The sequence below is a fragment of the Acidovorax sp. BoFeN1 genome, from assembly GCF_003345135.1.
GTDB classification, from domain to species: Bacteria; Pseudomonadota; Gammaproteobacteria; order Burkholderiales; family Burkholderiaceae_C; genus Acidovorax; species Acidovorax defluvii.
In genome coordinates this window covers 1-21,096 of record NZ_QOZT01000036.1, presented here as the reverse complement: position 1 = coordinate 21,096, position 21,096 = coordinate 1, and the positions used below count along the sequence as shown (strand labels likewise).

18 protein-coding genes are annotated in these 21,096 nt (G+C 66.3%); 12 read left to right on the top strand and 6 right to left on the bottom strand.

Going from position 1 to position 21,096, the window contains the following annotated elements:
• Positions 1–13: 13 nt before the first annotated feature.
• The 4 genes from DTW89_RS10090 to DTW89_RS10075 form a co-directional block, all read right to left on the bottom strand.
• Positions 14–793, bottom strand: coding sequence for an enoyl-CoA hydratase (locus DTW89_RS10090; RefSeq protein ID WP_024812831.1), 780 nt, complete (start codon positions 791–793; stop codon positions 14–16).
• Positions 794–887: 94 nt separating this feature from the next.
• Entirely contained in the window at positions 888–2,744 is a 1,857-nt protein-coding gene (locus DTW89_RS10085; RefSeq protein WP_114655854.1) for a M61 family metallopeptidase, read from the bottom strand.
• A 269-nt stretch (positions 2,745–3,013) separates the two neighbouring features.
• Positions 3,014–3,739, bottom strand: coding sequence for a DsbC family protein (locus DTW89_RS10080; protein WP_024812829.1), 726 nt, complete (start codon positions 3,737–3,739; stop codon positions 3,014–3,016).
• A gap of 50 nt (positions 3,740–3,789) precedes the next feature.
• Positions 3,790–4,923 carry an FAD-dependent monooxygenase gene (locus DTW89_RS10075; RefSeq protein ID WP_114655840.1) on the bottom strand — a complete coding sequence of 378 codons (1,134 nt, stop codon included), beginning with the start codon at positions 4,921–4,923 and terminating at the stop codon, positions 3,790–3,792.
• Positions 4,924–5,011: 88 nt separating this feature from the next.
• Here DTW89_RS10075 and DTW89_RS10070 point away from each other — a divergent pair, with 88 nt between their 5' ends.
• The 8 genes from DTW89_RS10070 (at position 5,012) to DTW89_RS10040 (ending at position 14,535) form a co-directional block, all read left to right on the top strand.
• On the top strand, positions 5,012–5,881 hold the full coding sequence (locus tag DTW89_RS10070; RefSeq protein WP_114655839.1) for an MOSC domain-containing protein: 870 nt from the start codon (positions 5,012–5,014) through the stop codon (positions 5,879–5,881).
• 82 nt (positions 5,882–5,963) lie between these two features.
• Positions 5,964–7,058, top strand: a complete 1,095-nt coding sequence (gene ychF, locus DTW89_RS10065) for a redox-regulated ATPase YchF (RefSeq protein WP_114655838.1) — start codon at positions 5,964–5,966, stop codon at positions 7,056–7,058.
• Between the two features lie 129 nt (positions 7,059–7,187).
• The gene (gene rarD, locus DTW89_RS10060; protein WP_114655837.1) at positions 7,188–8,066 is read left to right on the top strand and encodes an EamA family transporter RarD; all 879 of its coding nucleotides are present in this window, start codon (positions 7,188–7,190) and stop codon (positions 8,064–8,066) included.
• A 278-nt stretch (positions 8,067–8,344) separates the two neighbouring features.
• Positions 8,345–9,118: an ABC transporter ATP-binding protein gene (locus DTW89_RS10055; protein WP_236637097.1), complete on the top strand. Its 774-nt coding sequence runs from the start codon at positions 8,345–8,347 to the stop codon at positions 9,116–9,118.
• A gap of 94 nt (positions 9,119–9,212) precedes the next feature.
• On the top strand, positions 9,213–10,313 hold the full coding sequence (locus DTW89_RS19735; protein ID WP_236637096.1) for an ABC transporter permease: 1,101 nt from the start codon (positions 9,213–9,215) through the stop codon (positions 10,311–10,313).
• On the top strand, positions 10,283–11,590 hold the full coding sequence (locus DTW89_RS19730) for an ABC transporter permease (protein ID WP_236637095.1): 1,308 nt from the start codon (positions 10,283–10,285) through the stop codon (positions 11,588–11,590). Before DTW89_RS19735 ends, DTW89_RS19730 begins: the two co-directional genes overlap by 31 nt.
• 45 nt (positions 11,591–11,635) lie before the next feature.
• Entirely contained in the window at positions 11,636–12,880 is a 1,245-nt protein-coding gene (locus DTW89_RS10045; protein WP_330863308.1) for an efflux RND transporter periplasmic adaptor subunit, read from the top strand.
• A 14-nt stretch (positions 12,881–12,894) separates the two neighbouring features.
• Positions 12,895–14,535: a bifunctional aminoglycoside phosphotransferase/ATP-binding protein gene (locus DTW89_RS10040; RefSeq protein ID WP_114655835.1), complete on the top strand. Its 1,641-nt coding sequence runs from the start codon at positions 12,895–12,897 to the stop codon at positions 14,533–14,535.
• Here DTW89_RS10040 and DTW89_RS10035 read toward each other — a convergent pair.
• Positions 14,510–15,034 carry a YqaA family protein gene (locus DTW89_RS10035; protein ID WP_114655852.1) on the bottom strand — a complete coding sequence of 175 codons (525 nt, stop codon included), beginning with the start codon at positions 15,032–15,034 and terminating at the stop codon, positions 14,510–14,512. The two genes, DTW89_RS10040 and DTW89_RS10035, sit on opposite strands and share 26 nt — an antisense overlap.
• A 296-nt stretch (positions 15,035–15,330) precedes the next feature.
• Between DTW89_RS10035 and DTW89_RS10030 the strand changes: the two genes are divergently transcribed.
• From DTW89_RS10030 to purH, 4 genes are all read left to right on the top strand, one after another.
• On the top strand, positions 15,331–15,750 hold the full coding sequence (locus DTW89_RS10030; RefSeq protein ID WP_236637099.1) for a M15 family metallopeptidase: 420 nt from the start codon (positions 15,331–15,333) through the stop codon (positions 15,748–15,750).
• 168 nt (positions 15,751–15,918) lie between these two features.
• Positions 15,919–16,965 (top strand): tRNA dihydrouridine synthase DusB, encoded by a 1,047-nt coding sequence (gene dusB / locus DTW89_RS10025; protein WP_114655833.1) that lies wholly within the window; start codon positions 15,919–15,921, stop codon positions 16,963–16,965.
• Entirely contained in the window at positions 16,962–17,195 is a 234-nt protein-coding gene (locus DTW89_RS10020) for a Fis family transcriptional regulator (protein ID WP_024816203.1), read from the top strand. Before dusB ends, DTW89_RS10020 begins: the two co-directional genes overlap by 4 nt.
• Positions 17,196–17,278: 83 nt before the next feature.
• Positions 17,279–18,880: a bifunctional phosphoribosylaminoimidazolecarboxamide formyltransferase/IMP cyclohydrolase gene (gene purH, locus DTW89_RS10015; RefSeq protein WP_114655832.1), complete on the top strand. Its 1,602-nt coding sequence runs from the start codon at positions 17,279–17,281 to the stop codon at positions 18,878–18,880.
• A gap of 211 nt (positions 18,881–19,091) precedes the next feature.
• Here the strand turns inward: purH and DTW89_RS10010 are convergent, their stop codons facing one another.
• Positions 19,092–20,837 carry an alkaline phosphatase D family protein gene (locus tag DTW89_RS10010; protein WP_201740983.1) on the bottom strand — a complete coding sequence of 582 codons (1,746 nt, stop codon included), beginning with the start codon at positions 20,835–20,837 and terminating at the stop codon, positions 19,092–19,094.
• Positions 20,838–21,096: the final 259 nt, after the last annotated feature.

Below are 21,096 nucleotides of genomic sequence, written 5' to 3'. Positions count from 1 at the left end.
TTATAGAACAAATTTACTGGTGGGTGAAGTTCGCCGTGCGCTTGTTGACGAAGGCGTCCATGCCTTCCTTCTGGTCCTGGGTGGCGAACAGCGCATGGAACAGTCGGCGCTCGAACATCACGCCGTCAGACAGTGAGCCTTCGAAGGCCCGGTTCACCGACTCCTTGGCGGCCATCACCGCAATTTGCGAGAAGTTGGCAATGACCAGGGCTGCGCCCAGGGCTTCTTCCATCAATTTGTCCAGAGCGACCACGCGGCTCACCAGGCCTGCGCGTTCTGCCTCCACGGCGTCCATCATGCGGCCGGTGAGGGCCATGTCCATGGCTTTGGATTTGCCCACTGCGCGCGGCAGGCGCTGTGTGCCACCCGCGCCGGGGATCACCCCGAGCTTGATTTCGGGCTGGCCAAACTTGGCGTTGTCGGCGGCGATGATGAAGTCGCACATCATGGCCAGTTCGCAGCCGCCACCCAGTGCAAAGCCGCTCACGGCCGCAATCACGGGTTTACGGATGGCGCGGATCTGCTCCCAGTTGCGGGTGATGTAGTCGCCCTTGTAGGCGTCGGCGAAGCTGTATTTGGCCATGGCGCCAATGTCGGCACCGGCGGCAAACGCCTTTTCGCTGCCCGTGATGATGGTGCAGCCAATCTTTTCATCGGCATCAAACGCCTTGAGCGCCTCGCCCAGTTCGTTCATGAGCTGGTCGTTCAGGGCATTCAGTTGTTTGGGGCGGTTCAGCGTGATGACGCCAACCTTGTCCGCTTCGATGCGAACCTCAATGGTTTCGTAGGCCATGAAATCTCCTGGGTTGATGGGTTATTCAGACAACCTGGGGGACTATACCGAAGCACAAAGTCGGGCCGGTTGTGCTCCGCGATGGCGCTGCCGCTCAGGCCAGCCAGCGTCCCAGCGCAGTGCTGTCGGTTGCGGTGAGGCTGATGGTGTCTGGCGTTGCTGCAGTGGCCTTGCGGCTGCGCTGCCCTGCCGGTTTTGATTTGCCGGGGGCAACAGCCGCCTGTGCAGCCGGCAGCGCCATGGGCAACTGCAGCAGGCGGCCATCGCGTGCCACCACGGCGGTGACCTGTGTCGCCGCTCCCGCATAAAACGCCACATCCTCCAGCCGGGCAATGCGCCAGCCCTGGCCTTGCACTTGCAGGCCCAGCCATTCATCACCTGAGGCCATGCCCGCCTTTTCGGCGGGGCCGCCACGCAGCACGGTCTTGAGCTGCACGCTGTGGTTTTCGGTGACGCGCAGGCCCAGGCGCTGCGCCAGCTGGGGCTGCTCGGGCTTGAGTGCCACTCCATGAGCGGCCAGCAGCTCGGCCAGGGGGAGTTCGGCGGTGCTGTGCACCCACTGGTCCAGCTCGTTGTCAAAGGACCGCCCCGCCAGCGAGGCCAGCTCGGCGCGCAGGTCGGCCTCGGTCATGGGGCCGCCGGCGCAGCGCTTCCAGAGGGCGCGCATCACGTCGTCGAGTGTGGTCTTGCCTTCACGGCGCAGCGTGAGATCCAGGCACAGGGCGACCAGCGAGCCCTTGGTGTAGTAGCTCACCGTGGCGTTGGGGGTGTTTTCATCCTGGCGGTAATACTTCACCCAGGCATCAAAACTGGCCTGCGCCACCGTCTGCACGCTGCGGCCCGGTGTCTGCAGCACCTGGTTGGTGGCCTTGGCCAGCAGCTTGAGGTAGGTGGCATCGTCGATCAGACCCGCACGGCGCAGCAGCAGGTCGTCGTAGTAGCTGGTGAAGCCCTCAAAAAACCACAGCAGCTGGGTGTAATTCTCCTGGCTGTAGTCGTAGCGGAAAAACTCTGCCGGGCGCAGGCGCTTGACGTTCCAGGTGTGGAAATACTCGTGGCTGATGAGGCCGAGCAAGGTGGTGTAGCCATCGCTGGCGCGCGCTTCGCCCGTGCGGGGCAGGTCACGCCGGCCGCAAATCAGGGCCGTGGAGTTGCGGTGTTCCAGGCCGCCATAGCCGTCGTGAACGGCATTGAGCATGAAGAGGTAATTTTTGATTGGCGGCTTGCCCTTGCCCTTGCCGTGCCAGAAGCGGATGGCGGTCTCGCAGATTTTCTGGGTGTCGGCCAGCAGGCGTTTGCCGTCAAACGATGGCGCGGCACCCGCCACCACGAAGCGGTGGGCCACGCCGCAGGCGGTGAATTGCCCGCTCCAGAAGGTTCCCATTTCGACCGGGCAGTCCACCAGTTCGTCGTAGTGGCTTGCCGCATACGAGCCAAAGCCCCTTTTGTCGATGGACTGCGGCGTCAGCCCCGTGGCGACAGACCAGTGGGCGGTGGCCGCAGTGCTGGCGACTTCGAGTGCATGGGGTGCATCCTCTTGGCCATGCACACGCAGGCACACGCTGGTGCCATTGAAGAAGCCGCGCGAGGCATCCAGCCAGGCCGTGCGCACCGAGCTGTCGTAGGCACACACTTCGTAGGTAAGCACCAGGGGGCGGTCGGTGCGGCAGGTGGCGCGCCAGCGGTGCTTGTCCAGCTGCAAGAGGGGCACACGCCGGCCTTGTTGTGCACTCAGGCGCTGCAGATTTTTGGAAAATTCGCGCACCAGATAACTGCCCGGTATCCAGACGGGAAGCGACAACTCCTGTTGTTCCTGCGGGTGCGCCACGGTCAGTGTGACGGTGAACAGCCGGGCATGTGGGTCGGCGGCTTCGATGCGGTAGTGAACAGGGGCCTGGGTGGCCTGGCTGGCTTGGCTGGAGGGTTTGCGGGAGGTACGGAAGGTGGGCATGGGTGCGGCGTCGTGCAAGGCGGGTGCTTAGGAGGCTGTCGGACTCGGAAAACGTCGGCTGCAAACGGGCCGCAGCGGTCTTTTCATTTACCTTATTTTTGCCCCATAACCGTGCCATGAAGCTGCAAAGTCGGCAAAGACTGTCCTCGCTGGGGGCCATTTCCGCTTTCGACGCCCCAGGTCTGACGGCCTCCTGGCTCCGATGCGCGCTTCACCCGCCGGGGTCTCGGGGGCTGGGAAGGCGCGGGGAGTGATGTCCCCGCAGGCGTTCAGTTGCTGCTGGGGGCGCTGCCGGCCTCTGCCAGGCGCTTTTCCACATCCTGGGCGTTGATGGCGCCCGGAACGCGTGAGCCGTCGGTGAATATCAGCGTGGGGGTTCCGGTGATTTTGTATTTTTTGCCGAAGGCAAGATTGCGCTGAATGGCGCTGGTGTCGCAGCTGGCGGTATTGGGTGTCTTGTCGCGCAGCATGAAGTCGTGCCAGGTGGCGGCCCGGTCTTTGGCGCACCAGATGTTGCGGGATTTTTCTGCCGAGTCGGGGCTGAGGATAGGGTAGAGAAACAGATAGACCGTGATGTTGTCCACGTTCTGCATGTCCCGCTCGAAACGCTTGCAATAGCCGCAGTTGGGGTCTTCAAACACCGCCACCTTGCGTTTGCCATCGCCACGCACGATGGTGAAGGCATCCTTCAGGGGCAGGGCAGAAAAATCCACCGCCGTGAGTTTGTTAATGCGGTCTTCGGTCAGGTTGCGGCGCGCCTTGGTGTCGATCAGCTCGCCCTGGATGACGTAGTTGCCTTTGGCGTCGGTATAAAAAAGATCGGTGCCGATGCGCACTTCATACAGGCCAGGCATGGCAGTGGTGCGCACCTCGTCGATTTTTTCCATTTGCGGAATGCGTTCGGCCAGCGTTTTGCGGATGGCGGCCTCCTGGGCGGAAGCGGTGAAACTCAGGGCGAAAGCGGCCGTGGCCAGCAGGGTGGGAATCAATTGCATCGTGTTCTCGTTCAGTGGTGTCGCTGCGGCTGCCTGTGCAGCCACCAAGTTCAGTGGGTTCCCATGGCCTGGCGAGCCATCCATTCCTTCAGGGGGCCGCTGCGCTCGAAACCATTCATGCCCCAGTTGCGCAGCGCCTGCCATGGCCCTTCGGTCCGCGCAAAAAGCTGCTGCAGACTGTCGGTTGCCAGCCCCATGGGCAGCATGTCCGCCTTGCGCTCGCGCTCGTAACCGCGCAGCAAGCGCAAATCCGCCACGCTGCGCCAGTAGTCGCGTCCGTGCAGCACGCGGGCCAGGACCTGCGCATCTGCCAGCCCCATGTTCAGCCCTTGTCCTGCCAGTGGATGCACGTTGTGCGCAGCATCACCGGCGAGTACCCAGCTGCGTGCCTGGCCGCCCTGCATAGGCAGAGCCCCGCACCAGCGGTTGGCGCGCGCCTGCTGCAAGGGCCAGGCCGCACGCTCACCACTCAGCTGCAATGCGCCGAGTGCGCCATGACTGGCGTCTTGCAGGCGCTGGGCGAATTCTTGCGGTTCCAGCGCCAGCAACTCGGGTACCCGTTCCTTGATGACAGACCAGACCACTGCCACGGAGTTCCCCTGCGCACCGTCCAGCGGCAAAAAAGCCAGGATGCCGTCGGGCAAAAACCACTGGCGGGCAACCTGGCCGTGGGGGCGTTCGCACGTCAGCCGCGTGGCAATGGCGTGCTGTTCGTAGGCCGTCACCTCGAAGTCCACCCCAAACTCGCTGCGGGTGCGGCTGGCCCGGCCTTCGCACACCGCGGTAAGGGCCGCGGGCACTGGCTCTGGCACCACCTCCACTTGCGGCTGGTAGCGCACGGCTTCTGCCAGGCGGGCTTCCAGCGCTGGCACATCCACAATCCAGGCCAGTGCGTCCGCGCCCTGGGTGGCGGCGTCAAAGTGCACTGCGCCACCCTGGTCGCCAAACACCTGCATTTGTGTCACTGCCGTGGCATGGGCCGGGTCGGGCCAGCTGCGCAACGACTCGAGCAACTGGCGCGAGGCCGCATTCAGTGCATAGGCTCGCACATCGCCAGTGGGCGCAACCGCGGGAGCGGGTGCAGCCACCAGGGCTACGCGCAGCCTCTCGCGGGCCAGCAGCAAGGCCAGGGTGCGGCCCACCACGCCGGCGCCACGGATACAGATGTCAAAGGTTTTTGCCATGGCGGCATTGTAGGAGGGCCCTACGGACCGGAGGGCGGGGCAAAATGGCGCACCCGGCCCTTGCGGCCGCTGTCAGGAGCTTTGCGGCGTGACTTCTTTCCCTGAATCCGATCTGTCGGGCACGATCTCGCGCCTGTTTGTTTACCCGGTCAAATCCTGCGCGGGGATAGAGGTGCAGGAGGCATTGCTCACCGAAACCGGCCTGGACCTGGACCGTGCCTGGATGGTGGTGGATGCCCTGGGCGTGTTCCTGACCCAGCGCGCCTTGCCCCGCATGGCGCTGATTCGCCCCCAGCTCAAGACTTCGGAACTGGTGCTGCGCGCCCCGGGCATGCTGGCGCTGCATTTGGCAGTGGATGCCGTGGAGGGCCCGGCCACCGTCACGGTATGGAAGGACACCGTGCCTGCCTGGGACATGGGCCCCCTGGCTGCGCAATGGTTCAGCGATTTTCTGGGGCAACCCTGCCGTCTGGTGCGGTTTGACCCGCACTACCGCCGTCTGTCGAGCACAGATTGGACCCAGGGGGTCGAGGCGCTCAACCAGTTTTCTGACGGATTTCCCTTGCTGGTGGTCAGCGAGGCATCGTTGGCAGAGCTCAATGCCCGTCTGGTCGCTACCGGGCAGGAGCCCGTGGGCATGGAGCGTTTTCGGCCCAACGTGGTGCTGGCGGGGGTGCAGGCGCACGACGAAGACCGCGTGGACATGGTGCGCGTGGCGGTGGGGCAGCAAGAGGTGCACTTGCAGCCCGTCAAGCCTTGCGCACGCTGCCCCATTCCCAACATCGATCCGGCCACCGCACACAGCAGCCCGGTGGTGACGGACACCTTGCAGGCCTATCGGCAGGACCCGCGCGTAGGGGGCGCCATCACCTTTGGCATGAACGCCATCGTTCGGCAGGGGGTGGGACAGGTGCTGCGCGTGGGGCAGCCCATTGGCGCAGATGTGCGTTTCGACTGAACGTCGCGGCGCGCGAAAACCGGGCCAGGCCACAGGCCCGTAAAATCAGTGGTTTGTCTTCAGAACACCAGAAAGCCCTGCCATGAGCCTCCAATGCGGCATCGTGGGCCTGCCCAACGTCGGCAAGTCCACCCTCTTCAACGCCCTGACCAAGGCCGGCATCGCCGCCGAGAACTATCCCTTTTGCACCATTGAGCCCAATGTGGGCGTGGTGGAGGTGCCCGACCCGCGCCTGCAGCAGCTGGCCGAGATCATCCAGCCCGAGCGCATCGTGCCGGCCATCGTCGAATTTGTGGACATCGCAGGCCTGGTGGCCGGTGCCAGCCAGGGCGAAGGCCTGGGCAACCAGTTTCTGGCCCACATCCGTGAAACCGATGCCATCGTGAACGTGGTGCGCTGCTTCGAAGACGACAACGTGATCCACGTCGCCGGACGCGTTGATCCGATCTCGGACATCGAAGTCATCCAGACCGAGCTGTGCCTGGCCGACATGGGCACCGTGGACAAGGCGCTCAACCGCTACACCAAGGCCGCCAAGTCGGGCAACGACAAGGACGCCGCCAAGCTGGTGGCGCTGCTCACGCGCATCCAGGCCGCCCTCAATGAAGGCAAGCCCGCCCGCTCTGTGGACATCACCAAGGAAGAGCAGCCCCTGCTCAAGTCCTTGTGCCTGATCACCGCCAAGCCCGCCATGTTTGTCGGCAACGTCAGCGAAGACGGCTTTGAAAACAACCCCTTCCTGGATCGTCTGAAGGAATATGCTGCCAGCCAGAATGCTCCCGTGGTGGCGATTTGCGCCAAGATGGAAGCCGAAATGGCCGAGATGAGCGACGAAGACCGCGACATGTTCCTGGCCGAGATGGGCCAGACCGAGCCGGGCCTGGCCCGCCTGATCCGGGGTGCCTTCAAGTTGCTGGGCCTGCAGACTTACTTCACCGCCGGCGTGAAGGAAGTGCGCGCCTGGACCATCCACATTGGAGACACCGCCCCGCAGGCTGCCGGCGTGATCCACGGCGACTTCGAACGCGGCTTCATCCGTGCACAGACCATAGCGTTTGACGATTTCATTGCCTACAAAGGTGAGCAAGGCGCCAAGGATGCCGGCAAGATGCGCGCAGAAGGCAAGGAATACGTCGTGAAAGACGGCGATGTACTGAACTTCCTGTTCAACGTCTGACCCCTGGTGCATGGGCCTCGTGGCCCTGCGCCCCTGTCCCTGCGCTGCCTGGCGGTTGCAGGGTTTTTTTATGCCCGACGATGGGCCTTTCGCGGCCCGCACGCCGCATTCTCTTTTTTACCCCGGGACATGAATCCAGGAATTGTCTACGCCACCCTTGCCTACATGGCCTGGGGCTTGTTTCCGCTGTATTTCCGGGAAGTGGCCCATGTGCCGGCGCTGGAGGTGGTGGTGCACCGCACCGTCTGGTCGCTGGTGTTCGTGTTTGCCGTGCTGGCGGTGCGCAGGCATTGGGGCTGGATGCGCGCCCTGTGGGGCCAGCCAAGGGTGCTGGGGGCGTTTGCGGTGTCGGCGCTGCTGCTGTCGGGCAACTGGCTCACCTATGTCTGGGCGGTGCAGAACCAGCATGTGGTGGACGCCAGCCTGGGCTACTTCATCCTGCCGCTGGTGAATGTGGCGCTGGGTTTTGTTTTTCTGCACGAACGGCCCCGCCCGGGGCAGTGGCTGGCCGTGGCGGTGGCGGCGGCCGGTGTGCTGTGGCTGGCGGTGCAGGCCGGGCGCGTGCCCTGGATTGCGCTGGCACTGGCCCTGAGCTTTGGTTTTTATGGGCTGATGCGCAAGGTGGCCACGCTCGGTGCGCTGGAAGGGCTGGCGCTGGAGACCATGATGTTGGCGCCGGTGGCGGTGGCTGCACTCGCCGTATGGTCGTCGCAGGGGCAGGGCGCGCTGGTGCAGGGGGATACGGCCACCGTGGCGTGGCTGCTGGTAGCCGGCCCCATGACTGCGGTGCCCTTGTTGCTGTTTGCGGCGGGTGCGCGCCTGATTCCCATGGCCACGCTGGGCATCCTGCAGTACATCTCGCCCAGCCTGCAGTTCGCGCTGGGGATCTGGCTGTTTCACGAGCCGTTCGAGCCTGCGCGCCTGGTGGGTTTTGTGCTGATCTGGGCGGCGCTGCTGGTGTACAGCCTGGAGGGCTGGTGGACCCGCCGGAGCAGTGCCGCAGCGTGAGCGCGGGTTGGAACAGCGGTTTGAACCACTTATTGAGTAAAATTCGGCTCTAGCGCTTATGGGGTAAGCGCAAACTGCTATGTTTTTAGTAGCATTTTGCTACCCTGTTGGCGCTGCGGGTGGTGGACTGGATGAGCGCCGGGCCCAGCCCGCAAGGCGGGATCGTGCGGTGGCCGCCGGTTTGTGCACTTTGCTTGCCCACGGGTGGTTGACACCGATCAATCCGCGCCCACACTGTGCGGCATTGTCTTTTTGTCCGGCGCGCAGCGCTGCCCTCCATGCCCGATGCACCTGTTGACACGTTCCCGGCGCCGCCTGCATCGTCAGTACCGCCTGCACCGTCTGGTGCTGCCGTGGTGTTCCATGCGCGCGATTTGTGCAAGACCTACCAGACGGGCGAAGTGCAAGTGCGCGCGCTGCACGATGTCAACCTGGATATCGTGCGCGGCGAGTTCGTGGTGCTGCTGGGTGCCTCGGGCAGCGGCAAATCCACGCTGCTCAACATCCTGGGCGGGCTGGATGTGCCCACCAGCGGCGAGGTGCGTTTTGCCGACCATGCCCTCAGTGGCGCCAGCGAGAGCGAGCTCACCACCTACCGGCGCGAGCATGTGGGTTTTGTCTTTCAGTTCTACAACCTGATCCCCAGCCTGACCGTGCGCGAAAACGTGGCCTTGGTCACCGACATCGCACCGCACCCCATGCCGATTGACGAGGCGATTGGCCTGGTGGGCCTGACGCCGCGCCAGCACCACTTTCCGGCGCAGCTGTCGGGTGGTGAGCAGCAGCGCGTGGCGATTGCCCGCGCCATCGTCAAGCGCCCCGATGTGCTGCTGTGCGACGAGCCCACCGGCGCGCTCGACTACCAGACCGGCAAGATGGTGCTGGAGGTGATCGCCCGCATCAACGCCGAGCTGGGCACCACGGCGGTGGTCATCACGCACAACGCGGCCATCGCTGCCATGGCCGACCGCGTGGTGTACCTGGTGGATGGCACCATCCAGCGCATCGAGCGCAATGCGCACCGGCTCTCGCCTTCGGAGCTGTCGTGGTGAGGCAGAAAATACACCCACGCTCGCCCGCTGCGCGGGGTCCGCTGCCCCCCAAGGGCGCCGCTTTTTGCCTTGGGGCGGCCCGGCGGCAATAAATATGAAAGCCCTTGACCGCAAACTGCTGCGCGACTTGCGCCGCATGTGGAGCCAGGCGCTCACCATCGCGCTGGTGGTGGCCAGCGGCCTGGGCGGGTTCATCACCACCTTGTCGGCGGTGGAATCGCTGGCGCTGGCGCGCGACCAGTTTTATGCCCAGGGGCACTTTGCCGATGCGTTTGCCGCCGTCAAGCGTGCGCCGCTGGCACTGGCCGAGGTGTTGCGCGGCGTGCCCGGCGTGGCCGATGTGCAGGTGACGGTGGAGCAGGTGGTGCGCGTGGAGATCCCCGGCCTGGTCGATCCCATCATTGGCCAGCTCATTGGCGTGGACCTGCGCCAGCTGCCGCGCATGAACCAGGTCACGGTGCGCAGCGGCTGGGCGCTGGCCCCGCCCGGCGCGGGGCAGGGCCGCAGCGACAGCGCCATCGATGCGCTGGTGTCCGAAGGCTTTGCCCGCGTGCGCGGGCTGCACCCGGGCGACGAGCTGATTGCGCTGGTCAACGGCAAGCGCCGCACGCTGCGCATCGTGGGTACGGCGCTGTCGCCCGAGTACATCTTTGCGGGCATGGCGGGCATGCCCGACCTGCGCGGCTTTGGCGTGTTCTGGGTGGACCGCGAGGCACTGGCCGCGGCCTACGACATGCAGGGCGCATTCAACCGCGTGGCCGTCAAGCTGGCGCCGCAGGCGTCAGAGCCCGCCGTGCTTGATGGCCTGTCGCGCCTGCTGGCGCCCTACGGCGGGCGCGACGCCCGCGGCCGCGAGGACCAGTCTTCGCACGCCATGCTCGACAACGAGATCAAGGAGCAGCGCGTGATGGGCACCTTGCTGCCCGCCATCTTTCTGGCCGTGGCGGCTTTTTTGCTGCATGTGGTGCTTTCGCGCCTGGTGGCCACGCAGCGCGAGCAGATCGCTGCGCTCAAGGCGCTGGGCTATGCCAATGCGGCCATTGCCGGGCATTACCTCAAGCTGGTGGCCGTGATCGTGGTGGTGGGGCTGGCACTGGGCGTGGCGCTGGGCAACGTGCTGGGCACCATGCTGACCGGGTTGTACGCCGAGTTCTTCTTTTTCCGGTGTTCGAGCACCGCATCGCGCCCTGGCTGATTCTGGTGGGCGCGGGGGTCACCGGCACCACAGCCCTGCTGGGCACGCTCAGCGCCATCGGAGCCACCGTGCGCCTGGCCCCGGCCGAGGCCATGCGCCCGCCTGCCCCGGGCCAGTATCGGCGCACCGTGCTGGAGCGCCTGGGCGTGCGCCGCATACCGGCCGGGCTGCGCATGATCCTGCGCAACATGGAGCGCAAGCCCCTGCGCACCACGCTCACCATCGGCGGCACGGCGGCGGCGGTGGCCATCGTGGTCATGGGCAACTTCTTTCGCGATGCCATCGACCATATCGTGGACACCACTTTTCACCTCGCCATGCGCAGCGATGTGAATGTGTGGATGACCGAGCCGGTGGATGCCCTGGCCCGCCTGCAGCTGGCGCGCCTGCCGGGGGTGACGGGCGTGGAGGCCGCGCGCAGCGTGGCGGTGCGCATGGCCTACGGCCACCGCAGCGAGCGGGTGGGGCTGCAGGGCGTGGCGCCGGGCGCGCAGCTGCTGCGCGTCATCGATGTGGATGGCCGGCAAAGCCCCGTGCCTGACGCCGGTCTGCTGCTGACAGACCGCCTGGCTGACAAGCTCGGGGTGCGCGTGGGCGACAGGGTGCGCGTGGAGGTGCTGGAGGGCCGCCAGCGCACGCTGTATGTGCCCGTGCAGGCCACCGTGCGCGAAATGATGGGCCTGAACGCCTATGTGCAGCGCGATGTGCTCAACCGTTGGCTGCAGGAGGGCGATGTGGCCTCGCAGTTTGACGTGGCGCTGGAGCCGGGCTCGGAGGCGCGCTTTCTGGAGGCCACCAAGGCGCTGCCGGTGGTGGCGGGCGCGTTCAGCAAGGCCACACTGCTGCGCAACATGCAGGATGTGAGCGCGCGCAATGTGCGCATCATGAGCACCATCCTCACGCTGTTTGCGGCCGTGATTGCGGTGGGCGTGGTTTACAACAACGCCCGCATTGCGCTGGCCGAGCGCACCTGGGAGCTGGCCAGCCTGCGCGTGCTGGGATTTACGCGGGGCGAAGTGTCGGCGCTGCTGCTGGGCGAGCTAGCGATTGGCATCGCGCTGGCGCTGCCGCTCGGTATGGCCATGGGCCTGGGGCTGGTGCACCTGCTGGTGGAACTGCTCAAGAACGACCAGTTTCTGTTCCCGGTGGTCATCAGTGCGCGCACCTATGCCTGGGCGGGGTTGTGCGTGGTGGCGGCCGGCCTGGCCAGCGCGCTGGTGGTGCGCCGGCAGATCGACCGGCTGGACATGGTGGGTGCGCTCAAGACGCGCGAATAGGCTGCGGCCAACAAGGCAAACAATGCAAGCAACAGGGACATGGCAATGCAAAAGAAAACGTTGATGCTGGGTGTGGGTGCGCTGGTGGTGCTGGGCGCACTGCTGGCGTGGGCATTTGCGCCCCGGCCGCTGCAGGTGGAGGCCACCGCCGTGGTGCAGGGCCGCTTCGAGGCGGGTATTGACGAAGACGCAAAGACCCGCCTGCGCGACCGCTACAGCATCTCGGCCCCTTTGGCAGGGCGGCTGGCGCGCATCGCACTGCGCGAGGGCGACGCGGTGCAGGCGGGCGACGTGGTGGCGCGCATCACCCCCGCCATGCCAGCATTGCTGGACGAGCGCAGCCTGCGCGAGCAGCAGGCCCGCGTCACGGCCGCCCAGGCCAATGTGCAGCGCGCCGCCGTACGCATCGAGCGCGCCCGGGTGGCCCAGGCGCAGGCCCGCAACGACCTGCGGCGCAGCGAACAGCTGGCGCAGCAGGGCTTTGTGGCCCCCACGCGGCTCGACACCGATCGCCTGGCGCTGCAGGCGGCCGAAAAAGACACCGACGCCGCGGTGCAGGACCAGCAGGTGGCCCGCGCCGATTTGGCCCAGGCCCGCGCGGCGCTGGATGTGGTGCAGCGCCCTGGCAGCGCGCCGTCGGGTAAGGCCTTTGAGGTGCTGGCCCCCGTGGCCGGCCGCGTGCTGCGGGTGGCCCAGGCCAGCGAGGGCGTGGTGGCGCTGGGCACCGTGCTGGTCGAGGTGGGCGACACCGCGCAGCTCGAAGTGGTGGCGCCGCTCTTGTCCACCGATGCGCTGCAGGTGCGCCCCGGCAGCCCCGTGCGCATTGAGCGCTGGGGTGGGCCGGGCGTGTTGCAGGGGCGCGTGCGCAGCGTGGAGCCGGCGGCGTTCACCAAGGTGTCGGCGCTGGGCGTGGAAGAGCAGCGGGTCAACGTGCTGATTGACCTGACCAGCCCGCCGGCGCAATGGGCCGCGCTGGGCGACGGCTATCGCGTGGTGGCGCGCGTGCTCACCCGCGAGGCGCCGGACGTCACCCTGGTGCCCGTGAGCGCGCTGTTTCCGCTGCCCGCCAGCGATACCGCCGCATCGGCCCCGATGGGGGATGCGGCCGCGCCGCGCATGGCCGTGTTTGTGGTCGAGGGTGGCCGGGCACGGCGCACGCCTGTGGTGCTGGAGGCGCGTGGCAGCACCCACGCCTGGGTGAAAGAGGGGCTGCAAGCGGGTGCCCAGGTCGTGGTGTACCCGCCCGCTGCGCTGACCGATGGTGCGCGTGTCCAGTTGCGCACCCCCTGACGGAGTGTTGACCCATGGTCTCTGAATCTCTGGTGGAAGCCTATGCCACCGCCGAGCAGCGCCTGCGCCAGTTGCAGCGCAGCCCCGAGGTTTTTGGCCACCCCACCGGCACCGTGGAGTGGATCGAAACCCATATCTCCTGGCTGCTGCTGGCGGGTGACTTTGTCTACAAGTTCAAGAAGCCGCTGAAGCTGGATTTTCTGGACTTCAGCACCCCCGCGCTGCGGCGCGGCGCCTGCGAGGAAGAGCTGCGCATCAACCGCCGCACCGCACCGGCCCTGTATCTGGGGCTGGTTGCGTTGACCGGTACGGCACACAGCCTGCAGCTGCAGCCTGCCGAAGCGGCCCCGGCCGACGCGGAACCGGCCGTGCGCATGCGCCGCTTTGCGCAGGAGGCGCTGCTGAGCCACCTGCTGGAGCAGCAGCGCCTGTTGCCCAGCCACATCGACGCCCTGGCGCAGCAGGTCGCGCAGTTTCATGCCAGTGCGGCGGTGGCCACGCCGCAACAGGGCTGGGGCACGGCCCATGCCGTGGTGGCACCGGTGCAGGATTGCCTGGCGGCGCTGCAGCCGCTGGTGGCGCAGGCCCTGCCAGACATGGGCCCCGCGCTGCGGCAGCTGGCGCAGTGGTGTGCCAGCCAAGGCACCGCGCTGGCGCCGGTGTTCCGGCAGCGCCTGCAGTCCGGGCGGGTGCGCGAATGCCATGGTGACCTTCATCTGGCCAATCTGGTGCTCATCGACGGGCAGCCGCAGCTGTTCGATGCGATTGAGTTCAACCCGGCGCTGCGCTGGATCGACTGCGTGGCCGACATCGCCTTTTTGGCCATGGACCTGGAGGCGCGCGGCCACACCGACCTGGCCTGGCGTTTTCTGAATGCCTGGCTGGAGCACACGGGCGACTACGCCGGTCTGCAGGTGCTGCCGTACTACCGCGTGTACCGGGCCCTGGTGCGGGCCCGCGTGGCGGGCGTGCGGCTGGGGCAAGTAGCGGGTGGGGGTGCGGGCGACGAGCGCGTGGCCAGCCTGCGGGAAGTGCGGCGCTATCTGGCGCTGGCGCTGCGCTTCATTCAGTCCCGCACGGTCGAACTGTGGCTGGCGCACGGCTTCTCGGGTGCGGGCAAGAGCACGCAGTCGCAAGCGCTGATTGCCGAGCGCGGCGTGGTGCGCGTGCGCGCCGATGTGGAGCGCAAGCGGCTGTTCGGCCTGGCGCTTCAGGCGTCCAGCGCGGCCGTGCCGGGTGGCATTTACACGGCCGAGGCCTCAGAGCGCACCCACGAAGCCCTGGCGCAGGCAGCCCGTTGTGCCCTGGAGGCGGGCTTCACCGTGCTGGTGGACGCCACGTTCCTGAACCCCGCCATGCGCCAGCGCTTCATCGCACTGGCAGCGCGGGCGCAGGTGCCGTGCCGCATCCTGTCGTTCGAGGCGCCCCTTGCGGTGCTCCGCGAGCGGGTGCGCAGCCGCCAGCTGGCGGGTGGCGATGCATCGGAAGCCTCGGTGCAGGTGCTGGAGTCGCAATGGGCGGCGGCCCAGCCGCTCTTGCCCGCCGAAGAGGCGCTGACGGTGCATGTGGACACCACCCGGCCGGTGAACTGGAATGTGCTGCTGCCGTGCGCCGATGGCAGCATGCCGGCTACATCGCCAGTTGCCCCGGCATGAAGTGCAGCAGCACGGTGGTCATGACGAGGTAGCGAAAGAACTTGCCCACCGCCATGTAGGCCAGGCAAGGCCAGAACGGCAGCTGAAGCCAGCCCGCCACGGCGCACAGCGGGTCGCCCACCACGGGCAGCCAGCTCAGCAGGCAGGTCTTGGCCCCCCATTTGCGCAGCCAGACGCGCGCGCGGCGCTCGGTGCGGCTGAGTTCGCGCGCCGGTTTGGCATCGGCGCCGGTGGGGTGGTTCAAACGGCGGTGGCGCCGTGCGGCGTCCCAGGCGCGGTGCGCCCCCAGGCCCATCCACCAGCTCACGCCGCCGCCCAGGGTGTTGCCCAGCGTGGCAACACCAATGGCGGGCCAGAACAGGTCGGGGTTGAGCTTGATCAGGCCAAACACCGCAGCCTCCGAGCCCACCGGCAACAGCGTGGCCGAGACAAACGACACGATGAAGACCGTGCCCAGGCCGAATTGCGGCAAGGCGAGCCATTCCAGCAGCTGGTGCATCCAGATTTCCATAGGCATCAAGTGTAGGGTGGCAGCCGCACGGGCGGTGGGCCCTGAGGAACCAGTCCTACAAGGCACTGCGCCGTTTGGCCACGGCACCGATGCGCCAGGGTTTGTATCTTCAGGTCAGTCCAACCCTTGGCAGATATCGGAAGGCTGCAATGCACAACTCTTCACGGTCCCCGTCTTTTCCTTACCTTGCGCATTGGCTCTCGGTGGTCTCCGGCATCTGCCTGGCGGCATGTGTGCAAAGCCCCCAGGCTGCTGTGTCCGCCAACGCGATGCCCCCCGTGGCGATGGTTTGGGACACAGGAACAGGTAGCTGCGTGGTCGGCGAGCGGCTTCGCACCGCGGTGGCCAGCGTGCGCACCGTGCTGCGGGCGCAAGGGCTGGCGTTGAAGACAACTTGCCAGGCCGGCCAGGGTGCACTGGGGGTCCGGGTGGATGTGGTGGATGGCCTGCTCGCCAGCGCCGTGGTGCGTGGCCCGCTTGCCGAGGGCGAGCCCGTGGACATGGGCACCCCTGCGGGGGTGATCGGCGCGAAGGCCGGAAACGACAGCGAGGATATTTCGCCCGATGTGCAGCACAACCGCCAGTGGTTGCGAGCGCTGATGGCGCGCCACCAGTTCGACAACCTGCCGAATGCCTGGTGGCACTTTGCGCACCAGGCTGCGCCGCAACCGGCTGTGGCCGAAGTGGAGCTGGCGGAGCGTTGAGCCCGTTGCCCTGAAGTGGCGCAATGGGGACGGCGACCAAGGGGCCGGTCGTCGCATTTTTTGCAGAGTTTTGACGCGGCGGCGCATTTCGGTTGCTGAAATTTTGAGCAGGTACAATCCTGCCTCCTTTTTCAGCAATCGCTGCTGCCCTCCATCACGCCCCCTCCCATGCAGATCGGCCACATCCCTTTGGCGAATCGCTTGTTCGTCGCCCCCATGGCGGGCGTCACGGACCGGCCGTTTCGTCAGCTGTGCAAGGCGCTGGGCGCAGGCTATGCGGTGAGCGAGATGGTCACCTCGCGCAAGGACCTGTGGAACAGCCTCAAGACCTCGCGCCGGGCCAACCACGAGGGGGAGCCGGGGCCCATCGCCGTGCAGATTGCCGGCACCGAAGCGCAAATGATGGCCGAGGCCGCTGTCTTCAACATCGACCGTGGCGCGCAGATCATCGACATCAACATGGGCTGCCCGGCCAAGAAGGTGTGCAACAAGTGGGCGGGCTCGGCGCTGATGCAGGACGAGGCGCTGGCCGTGGAAATAGCCGCTGCCGTGGTCGAGGCCTGCGCACCGCGCAACGTGCCCGTCACGCTGAAGATGCGCACCGGCTGGTGCCAGCAGCACAAGAACGCCGTTTCGCTGGCGCGCCAGTTCGAGGCCGTGGGCATCCAGATGCTCACGGTGCACGGCCGCACGCGTGAGCAGGGGTACAAGGGCCAGGCCGAGTACGACACCATTGCGGCCGTGAAGGCAGCCGTCAAGGTGCCCGTGGTGGCCAATGGCGACATCACCTCGCCCGAAAAGGCGCGCGCTGTGCTGGCCGCCACCGGCGCCGACGCGATCATGATCGGCCGCGCCGCCCAGGGCCGGCCCTGGATCTTTCGCGAGATCGGCCATTTTCTGACCACGGGCGAGCACCTGGCGCCGCCGTTGGTGGCCGAGCTGCGGCGCCTGCTGCTCGATCACCTGCACGACCACTACAGCCTGTACGGCGAAGGCACCGGTGTGCGCAGCGCGCGCAAGCACATTGCCTGGTACCTGCGGGCCTTGCCGGGGGGCGAGGCCTTGCGGCAACACATCAATACGATAGAAGACTGCACCACGCAGTGGCAGGCCGTGGCCGACTATCTGGATGCCCTCGGGCAACAGATGGACCGGCTGCCCGCCACCGCCGACGCGGATGCGGAACCAGAAGAACAAGAGGGAATGGCAGCATGAGCAAGAAGAGCATCGAAGAATCCGTGCGCGAGAGCCTGCACAGCTACTTTCGCGACCTGGGCGGCGAAACGCCCGATGGTATGTATGACATGGTGGTGCGCCTGGTTGAAAGGCCACTGCTGGAAGTGGTGATGCAGCAGGCCGAAAACAACCAGTCACGTGCCGCCGAATGGCTGGGCCTGAACCGCAACACGCTGCGCAAGAAGCTGGTCGAGCACAAGCTGCTGTGAGCTTTTTGCTATATAAATAATAGCTATTAGCGCTTGATGGACGGGCGCTAGAGCACGATTTCATTCAAACTACGACCACCACCATGAACGCACTCCTCTCCGTCTCCGACAAGACCGGCATCGTCGAATTTGCGCAAGCCCTGCACGCGCTGGGCATCAAGCTCTTGTCCACCGGCGGCACCGCCAAGCTGCTCGCCGACAAGGGCCTGCCCGTCACCGAGGTGGCCGAGGTCACGCAGTTCCCCGAGATGCTGGACGGCCGCGTCAAGACGCTGCACCCCAAGGTGCACGGCGGCCTGCTGGCCCGCCGCGAGCTGCCCGAACACATGGCGGCCTTGAAGGAACACGGCATCGACACCATCGACCTGCTGGTGGTCAACCTCTACCCCTTTGAAGCCACGGTGGCCAAGGCCGGCTGCACGCTGGCCGACGCCATCGAGAACATCGACATCGGCGGCCCCGCCATGGTGCGCAGCGCCGCCAAGAACTGGAAGGACGTGGGCGTGATCACCTCGGCCGACCAGTACGAGGCTGTGCTGGCCGAGCTGAAGGCGGGCGGCAAGCTGTCCGACAAGCTGCGCTTCGCGCTGTCGGTGGCGGCGTTCAACCGCATCGCGCAGTACGACGGTGCGATCAGCGACTACCTCTCGTCCGTCACCTTCGACGCCGAGAAGCTCTCCGAGGCCTACGTGCCCCAGCGCGCGCTGTTCCCCGGCCAGAGCAACGGCATCTTCACCAAGGTGCAGGACCTGCGCTACGGCGAGAATAGCCACCAGCAGGCCGCGCTGTACCGCGACCTGCATCCCGCGCCCGGCTCGCTGGTCACCGGCGTACAGCTGCAGGGCAAGGAGCTCTCGTACAACAACATTGCCGACGCCGACGCTGCCTGGGAGTGCGTCAAAAGCTTCGAGGCCGCCGCCTGCGTGATCGTCAAGCACGCCAACCCCTGCGGCGTGGCCGTGGGCCTGGATGCCCTGAGCGCCTACAGCAAGGCCTTCCAGACCGACCCCACCAGCGCCTTCGGCGGCATCATCGCGTTCAACCGCGTGGTCGACGGCGCGGCCGCTGCGCAGATTAGCAAGCAGTTCGTCGAGGTTCTGATGGCGCCCGACTTCACGCCCGAAGCGCTGGAAGTGTTCAAGGCGAAGGCCAATGTGCGCCTGCTCAAGATCGCGCTGCCCACACGCGGCGGCCAGACCGACTGGGAGCGCGGCCGCAACGCCATGGACGCCAAGCGCATCGGCTCGGGCCTGCTGCTGCAGACGGCCGATAACCATGAGCTGGCGATCACCGAACTAAAGGTCGTCACCAAGAAGCAGCCCACGCTGGAAGAAATGGAAGACCTTCTGTTCGCCTGGAAGGTGGCCAAGTACGTCAAGAGCAACGCCATCGTCTTCTGCAAGGGCGGCATGACCATGGGCGTGGGTGCAGGCCAGATGAGCCGCCTCGATTCGGCGCGCATCGCCAGCATCAAGGCCCAGCACGCCGGTTTGAGCCTGCAGGGCACGGCGGTGGCGAGCGACGCCTTTTTCCCCTTCCGTGATGGCCTCGACGTGGTGGTGGACGCAGGTGCCACCTGTGTGATCCAGCCCGGTGGCTCCATGCGCGACCAGGAGGTGATTGATGCCGCCAACGAGCGCGGCGTGGCCATGGTGTTCAGCGGCGTGCGCCACTTCAGGCACTGAATTCGGTACATCCCCCTGAGGCGCTGCGCGCCTTCCCCCTTCTCTCGAATGGCTGCGCCGTTCGGGAAGGGGGACGCACCCGGCGCGGCGGGGCGGCCCTTGCGCGGGTGCGCTGGCATGAGCCTCGCCTGTGCCAACGGCTTGGGCGGTTCTACCAGTCATTGAAAAGAAAAAGGCGGCTCGGGCCGCCTTTTTCTTTGCGTGCTGCCGATCAGGCCGCCACAATGCGCCCGCGCCCGCTGACACCTGCCAGCACCTTGAGCGATTTGTCGGTGCTGGCCGTGTAGGTGCGGCTGGTGATGGTGCTGACATACACCCAGTCGGCGCGGCATTCGGTGGCCGTGGCGGTCACCAGCATGTAACCCCGGCGCGAGGTGTCGCAGTATTTGAGCGGGGCAATGAGTTGCTGGAGCGCGCCCGCCAGCATGGCCGGGTTCTCCTTGGGCAGGTATTCCTCAAAACCGGGCGATGACACCGACGAGGTAGCAAACTCCACGCCCACCGCGTTGCCGCCCATGTCTGCCAGCTCGTTGGCCCAGGCGTTGTGGGTGTCGCCCGACAGCACCACCAGGTTCTTGCCCAGGCTGCGGGCCGTGCCCAGCACGGTTTCGCGCGCGGCCTGGTAGCCGTCCCAGGCGTCGAGGTTGTAGGGAATGGAGGGCTGGGCGAGGATGGCTTTTTCGGCAGCGGTCAGTGTGGCAGGGGCCGTCTGTGCCTTGGCCACGATGGCGGCGTATTGGGATACCGTGACGCCAGCGCCCGGCTGGATGGTTTCGACCAGGATGGGGGCCGGAATGTTCATGCGCCCCATCAGCACCTGCTGGCCCAGCACCTGCCAGGTGGCGGTGGATGCGGCCATCTGCTGCTGCAGCCACTGGGTCTGTGTGCTGCCCATGAGCTGGCGGGTGGGGTCGCCCACGGTGGCGGTGAAACCGGCAGCGTCAAAACCGCTGGCGGTGAAGAAGCGGGTGTAGTCGGCAGGCTCGTCGCGCCCGACGACGCGGGTGTCGAGCATGTGCAGCGCCAGCAGGTTGCCAAAGTTGAAGCTGCGGTAGATCAGGTCGGGCTGGGCGTTGCGTGTGGGCATCCACTCGTGGTAGGCCTGAAGGGCTGCCGCCTTGCGCGCCGCAAAGCTGCCTTCGGTGGCACTTTGGTGGTTTTCGGCACCGGTGGCCCAGGTGTCGTTGGCGATTTCATGGTCGTCCCACACGGCAATCATGGGGGCGGATGCATGCAGCGCCTGCAGGTCGGGATCGGTCTTGTACTGCGCGTGGCGCATGCGGTAGTCGGCCAGCGTGAGAATCTCGGTGGCGGGCAGCGACATGCGGCCCAGTTGCTCGGCGTTGGCCGAGGCATAACCACCGCGCGGGTACTCATACAAGTAGTCGCCCAAGTGCACGGTGGCATCGAGATCATTGCGGCGCGCGGCTTCGGCATACACGTTGAAGTAACCCGCAGGGTAATTGGCGCACGAGAACACGGCCAGCTTGACCTGTGCCACGCTGCCCGTTGGCAGCGTGCGGGTGCGTGCTGCGGCAGACTGAGCCGCGTAGGCCTTGAAGCGGTAGTGGTAGGCCGTGGCGGGCTTGAGGCCAGTGGCATCGACCTTGACGGTGAAGTCCTTGGCGGCCGTGGCGGTGGCCTGGCCTTTGGCCACCACGGTGGTGAATGCCGCGTCGCTGGCCAGCTCCCACTGCACAGGAATGTCGGCGGTGTGGCCTGCAGGCGGCGTGACGCGGGTCCACAGCATGACGCGGTCGGCGAGCGGGTCGCCACTGGCCACGCCGTGGGCAAACCGCACCTCCGGGTCGTTGTCGCTGCCACCGCAGGCGGCCAGCGGCAAGGTGCCGAGCGCAGTGGCGCCCAGGGCCAGCTGGCGCACGAAGACGCGGCGGCTTTCATCGGCGGGAGCGGCGTCGCGGATGGGGTGGGGCGTGGGACGAACGGGAGTTTTCATGGTTGTGGCGTTCCGTACAAAACCGCCAAGGCTGACAGGCGGATGTGACGGCCTCATGAACGCAGCCCCATGCAAAAAAACCGTGGCAACGTTGTGCGTTGCCACGGGTTCTGAAGAAATGAAATCTGATTGCGCGGATTCAAGTACGAAGTGCGCGAGTCTCAAGTCTAAGCGGAGTGATCTCCAGCCCATAGAACACCTCATGCGGAGTACGCCAGCCCAGGCACTTGCGTGGCCGGTGGTTCAGTGCATACACCGC